This is a genomic window from Caballeronia sp. LZ028, from assembly GCF_031451415.1.
Classification (GTDB): domain Bacteria; phylum Pseudomonadota; class Gammaproteobacteria; order Burkholderiales; family Burkholderiaceae; genus Caballeronia; species Caballeronia zhejiangensis.
Window position 1 is genome coordinate 1 of record NZ_JARUXN010000024.1, and the last position, 5,427, is coordinate 5,427.

Genomic DNA, 5,427 nt, shown 5'->3' on the forward strand with positions numbered 1-5,427 from the left:
TAAGCGGGCTCCATCGCCCTGGCTTGATGTCGCTAGTCGATGTATTTCGGACGCTGGAATGTCTCGCCGCTTCTGCGAGCGAAGGCCCTTCATGGCCGAGAGGAGCGGTGCGCTAAAAGCGCGGGGCGGCCGCAGCGACCAACAGCCTGTCGCACGGCCGCGGGACCTCTTAGATCTCAGTTTGCTCGGAGATCTCAAGCGCATCGTCGACCTCTATACCGAGGTATCGAACGGTGCTTTCAAGCTTGCTATGCCCAAGCAAAAGTTGAACCGCTCTCAGGTTCTTCGTTCGCTTGTAGATCAATGTCGCCTTTGTGCGACGCATCGAATGCGCGCCGTAGGCGGTCGGATCCAGGCCGACTGCGGCGACCCATTGATGTACCTTCCGGGCGTATTGCCTCGTTGAGATATGCGGCGAACCGGAAAAGCGGCTTGGGAACGGTATTCGTCGGACCGCAGCTTAGCCTTTTCGATCATGCGGCGACCGCAACCCGAGCGAGCTCCGTGACCTCGAATTGCACTGGCCGCTTGGTCTTGCGCTGCAATATCAGCGCACGCGGCAGTATCTGATTGCCGTGGGTTAGGTCGCGCACATGTAGGTTAACGAGGTCGCAGCCACGCAGTTTGCTGTCGATCGCAAGATTGAACAACGCTAAGTCCCGAACCGCGTGCCTGTTCTGGAGGTGAATCCGGATTGCCCAGACGTCTTTCGGCTTCAGCGGCGGCTTCTGACCGACCAACTTGCCTTTGTTCCAGGGCTCACGGCTTAGATTGCTTCCCATGACAGACTCCCATTGAGTTGATGGGAGTTACATTGTCTGCCTTCATTTTTTTCGTCGTGAAGGTCCGTTGGTTCACCTTGCCCAAGTCGGCCTTTGCAGACACTCAGCGAGATTTAGGCACACGTCAGCAAAACGTAGCGTTGCCGACGTTGAAAGCATCATGTGACACGATACGCAATCACGGCTGTCGAGCTAGGCAGCCAGCGCAGCGTGACCTTCCGCGTCCCAGCGATCGAGCGGCTCCTCGATTCAGATCGCGCATAGGCCGGACCGGCGGGTGCGTGGGACTTTCTTGCGAAACACCGCTTTGCCAGCGCGGTTGCCAAGCATGCCACCCGCCTCGCCTCAGGTCGGGCTCGGCAATATCGCGGAGGGAGTGGGCAACGGCACCGACGCTTTGCGCCGGCGATAGGAGAGAGTGAACGCACGCAGCGCTGCGTTGACGCGCACCTGCATCGACGTGTTCTTATTTCCTCGCCGCCACAGCGCGGCGCGGCTTTCGCCACCGGTCAGATTCTGACCGTCAACTGCGGCGAGATGGCGGGCTGAAGCGGTTTCGCGCGCCGCCTCACGGCTGGCCGCTTTCGGATGCCTGCGGAAAAAGATGCTCGCTCAGGAAGTCCACGAACGCCCGCACTTTCGGCGGCATCATACGTCCCGAAGGCCAGAGCGCGCGAAACGCAATGCGATCGTGCAGGAACGCGTCCAGCACGGTCACGAGCGAGCCGTCGGCCAGTTGCCTGCGCACTGCGAAATCCGGCGCGTTGGTGAGCCCGAGCCCTTGTTCCGCCATCGCGATGAGCGGCTCGACCGCGCTCGCCACCGCCGTCGACGGCAGCTCGACTTGGACGGGCGCGCCGTCGCGTATCAACGCCCAGCGCCGCAATCGCCCGGTGCGGGAGAAACGATGTTGAAGGCACGCGTGCGCGGCCAGGTCTTCCGGCCGGGCCGGCACGCCGTGCCGCTTCAGATAGTCCGGCGAAGCGACGATCACATGCGTGTAATGGCCGAGCGTGCGCATTGTAAGTTGCGAATCGAGCGCGTCGCCGGTGCGCAGCACGACATCGAATCCATCCTCGATCACATCGACGATTCGATCGCTGAAATCGATATCGATTTGCACCTCGGGATAGCGCTGCATGAATGCGGACAGCACCGGCATCAGCAACGTGCCGACGAGCGGAATGCTCACGCGCAGCCTGCCCGACGGACTCGCGCGCGACAACGCCAGTTCGGCTTCGGCCTCTTCGATCTCGCCGAGAATGCGCTGGCAGCGCGCGAGAAAAAGCTCGCCTTCGGCCGTCAGACGCACGCTGCGCGTGCTGCGATGAAAGAGCCGCACCGCGAGCCGCGTCTCCAGCCGCGCGATCGCCTTGCCGATCGCCGATGCGGAAAGTCCCAGTTGCCGCCCCGCTTCCGCGAAGCTCAGGGTTTCCGCCGCGCGCGTGAAGACGACCACCGCGCTCATATGATCCATCGCCCCGCCGCCGCCCGCGTGGGCAACGGGCGCACGCACGGCGGAATCCGACTGTTTCATCGCGATGCTCTCCCGAACGCGTTCATGCCGATGTCCGCACGTCGATGAAGCGCCGCGCCGGATACGACGCCTGCGCAGCGTCGATCAGGCGATGCATGTTCACGGCATCCGCGAACGTGGGCGCGGTGCGCGTGCCGTGCCGCACGTCGTGCGCGTAGGCCCAGTACAGCTCGGCGAGTTCCAGCACCGACGAAGGCAGGCCCGACGCCGGCAAGCGATGATAACCCTCCGGAACGTCGAGTCGCTCGAGCGGTGCCTTGTCGCCATGCGCGCCGTGGATCGCGTAGTCGTCGCCGGCATCGCCGAACGCCGACACGTTGGTCACGCGCAGATCGCCCTGCGTGCCCGTGATGTCGATCTGCACGCCCGAGCCGTTGCGCTTGCCGCCTTCGATATGCACCGACAACACCGCGCTGCCCTCGAGCATGCCGGCGAGCACGAGCTGATCGGGCGTCGATGTCGGCATCGACACGCCCGTCTCCCTGATCGTGACCTCGGGAAACTGGTTAGGCGTGAGCGCGGCAATCGACACCGGCCAGCCTGTCGACGCGAACAGCATGTCGAGAAAATGCCCGCCGTAAATCGATACGACCGACGAGAAGTTCTCCGGCGGCACCGTCCATTCGAGCGCGCGCGTTCGCATCGCCTGGAAGTAGTTCATGCTCACGTGCATGTGCACCGAGCGCACTTCGCCGACGTAACCTTCGCCGATGAGATCGCGCACATAGCGGTTATGCGGCGCGAGCCTGCGCTGCAATCCGGCGACATGACGCACGCCGCGCGCGTCGGCGAGGCGCAGCAAGTCTTCGGATTGCGCGAGCGTCGTCGTGAGCGGCCATTCGCAATACACGTTCCTGCCCGCGTCGATCGCGCGCTTCACGGTCTGCGCGTGTTGCGGCGCGGTGTTGAGCACGACGACGAGATCGATATCGTCGCTTTCGACGAGTTCGTCGATCGACGCCGCCACGCGCCCGATGCGGTACTCGCGCGCCGCCGCTTCGGCCGCCTCGCGCCGCTGGCTGTACACGGCCTGCAACGCGTACTGCGGCAGCAGATCGAGCACGCGCAGATGACCGTGCCGCGCCCAGTTGCCGACGCCGATCACGCCCACGCGCAGCGGCGCTTCGTCTTGTGCAAGTGCAAGCATCATCGCGAACCTCCGTGTGTGGCGCGCGCATCCCAGTCCTGCAGGGGAATCGCGGGCAGCCGGACCACGTCGTGCGTCCGGACATAGGTATTCGCTTCGCCGCGTCCGATCAGGCGCAGCTTGCGCGTGTCGATGTAGGCGCGCTCGGCGTCGATGACCGCGTTGTCATCGACATGCATCGCGACGATGCGCCCCAGCACGAGCGAGCGCGACGGCCCGAGCGCGATGATGTCGAACAGCCGGCATTCGAACGACACCGGACTCGCTGCGATACGCGGCGTGCGGACCACGCTCGAAGGCGCCGCGACGAGCCCGGCTTCGGCGAACTCGCTGCGCTCGGGCGGGAAGTCGATTGCGGTGACGTTCATCGCCGGCAGATTCGACTCGCCTACGAGATTGACCACGAACTCGCGCTCGCGGCGCACGTTCTCGCCCGTGTCCTTTCTGTCGCTCTCCGAACGATGCAGGATGCTGAACCCGACGATCGGCGGGTCTTCACCGAAGGCATTGAAGAACGAAAACGGCGCGGCGTTCGGCTCGCCGTTTTCGCCGAGCGTCGATACCCACGCGATCGGGCGTGGCGTGATGGCCGCGCCGAGCAGCTTGTAGCGCGGGCGGGCATCGATCGATTCGAAATCGAATTGCATGTCGCTCTCCTCGTCGTCAGACCGTCACCACGATGCGCCCGAAATGCGCATTGCGTTCGAGCAGCGCGTGCGCGTCGGCCATGCGCTCGAAGGCAAAGCGATGCGCGATCACCGTGCGCAGCGCGCCCGAGCGCAAGCCGTCGAAAATGAACGACGCGGCTTCGCGCTGGCGGTGCTCATCGGTGGTCGTCGAGAACAGGTTGTAGCCGTGCACGGTGATGCGTTTCGACAGCAGCGGCAGCACCGGCAATACCGTTTCGTCGGTGCTCAGTGCGCCGTACAGCAGGATCGTGCCGCCCGCGCGCGTCGCGTCGATCAGCCGCGCGAGCGTCTTGCCGCCGACCGGATCGAAGACGAGATCCGCGCCGCGTCCTCCGGTGATGCGCATGACCGCGTCGACGAGATTCTGTTCGTCCGTCACGATCACATGATCCGCGCCGAGTTCGAGGAGCGCGTCGCGCTTCGCGGACGTTCGCGTGAGCGCCACGGCCGTCGCGCCGAGTTGCTTCGCAACCTGGATCGCACCGATGCCCACGCCGCTCGACGCGGCCGGAATCAGCACGACATCGCCCTGTTTCAGGCGCGCGTCTTCCGTGAAAGCGGCGTAAGGCGTCACGAACACGTTCCAGATCGCGACCGCGTCTTCATGCGACAGCCACGCGGGACTCTTGACGACCGCGTGCGCGGGCGCGAGCACGTGTTCGCCGTACATGCCGTAATCGTTCATTGAAAACGACGGCACGGTCGACACCGCGTCGCCGACCGCGACGTGCGTGACGTTCGCGCCGATCGCATCGACGATGCCCGACGCCTCGTAGCCGACGCGTGCCGGCAGCTTCGCGGGCTCGACATACGCGCCGCGCCGCCACATCGATTCCGCGCGATTCAGGCCGATGGCCTTCACGCGGATACGCACTTCGTTCGCCGCGGGCGCGAGGTCGCCGGCTTCGGTGTACTCGAAGACGTCGGGGCCGCCGTGCCGCGCGAAGGTGATGATTCTTGCCATGATCCATTCCTTCCGGTCGATTTGAGTGGACGAGACGCGCGCTCATGCGGCACGCCTCGAAGTGGCTCGAATTATCGGAACGGCCATCGACGCAATAAATCGGGATACCGCGAACTGACTGTTCTTCGCGACCGAACAATCGCTTTTCATCGGCGCAGACCCGCGCCAGCCGGGCCGCGGGGGGGGGGGGGGGGGCCCCCCCCCCCCGCCCCCCCCCCCCCCCCCGCGGGGGGGGGGCGGGCGCGCCCCCCCAAGGGCGCGCACCGGGGCCCCCCAGGCGCCCGCCCCCCCCCCACCCCCAAAACCAC

Annotated in this window: 4 protein-coding genes and 1 pseudogene; all 5 read right to left on the reverse strand. The window is 65.2% G+C overall.

All coding sequences use genetic code 11. From position 1 onward, the window contains the following. Positions 1 to 169: 169 nt before the first annotated feature. The 5 genes and pseudogenes from QCE58_RS34205 to QCE58_RS33705 all read right to left on the reverse strand — a co-directional run bounded on the left by QCE58_RS34205 (position 170) and on the right by QCE58_RS33705 (position 5,119). Positions 170 to 782, reverse strand: a pseudogene (locus tag QCE58_RS34205) (tyrosine-type recombinase/integrase). A 568-nt stretch (positions 783 to 1,350) separates the two neighbouring features. Beyond that, complete coding sequence (locus tag QCE58_RS33690; protein WP_309781228.1) at positions 1,351 to 2,259, reverse strand: LysR family transcriptional regulator; 909 nt, start codon at positions 2,257 to 2,259, stop codon at positions 1,351 to 1,353. Positions 2,260 to 2,341: 82 nt separating this feature from the next. Continuing rightward, the gene (locus QCE58_RS33695; protein WP_309781219.1) at positions 2,342 to 3,469 is read right to left on the reverse strand and encodes a Gfo/Idh/MocA family oxidoreductase; all 1,128 of its coding nucleotides are present in this window, start codon (positions 3,467 to 3,469) and stop codon (positions 2,342 to 2,344) included. Further along, positions 3,466 to 4,113, reverse strand: a complete 648-nt coding sequence (locus QCE58_RS33700) for a flavin reductase family protein (protein WP_309781220.1) — start codon at positions 4,111 to 4,113, stop codon at positions 3,466 to 3,468. Before QCE58_RS33700 ends, QCE58_RS33695 begins: the two co-directional genes overlap by 4 nt. A gap of 16 nt (positions 4,114 to 4,129) precedes the next feature. Continuing rightward, positions 4,130 to 5,119: a zinc-dependent alcohol dehydrogenase family protein gene (locus QCE58_RS33705; protein ID WP_309781222.1), complete on the reverse strand. Its 990-nt coding sequence runs from the start codon at positions 5,117 to 5,119 to the stop codon at positions 4,130 to 4,132. Between the last annotated feature and the right edge of the window lie 308 nt (positions 5,120 to 5,427).

Coding starts and splice junctions, on each gene's coding strand:
- QCE58_RS33705 (WP_309781222.1), bottom strand. CDS start 5,119: ATGGCAAGAATCATCACCTTCGCGCGGCACGGCGGCCCCGACGTCTTC.
- QCE58_RS33690 (WP_309781228.1), bottom strand. CDS start 2,259: ATGGATCATATGAGCGCGGTGGTCGTCTTCACGCGCGCGGCGGAAACC.
- QCE58_RS33700 (WP_309781220.1), bottom strand. CDS start 4,113: ATGCAATTCGATTTCGAATCGATCGATGCCCGCCCGCGCTACAAGCTG.
- QCE58_RS33695 (WP_309781219.1), bottom strand. CDS start 3,469: ATGATGCTTGCACTTGCACAAGACGAAGCGCCGCTGCGCGTGGGCGTG.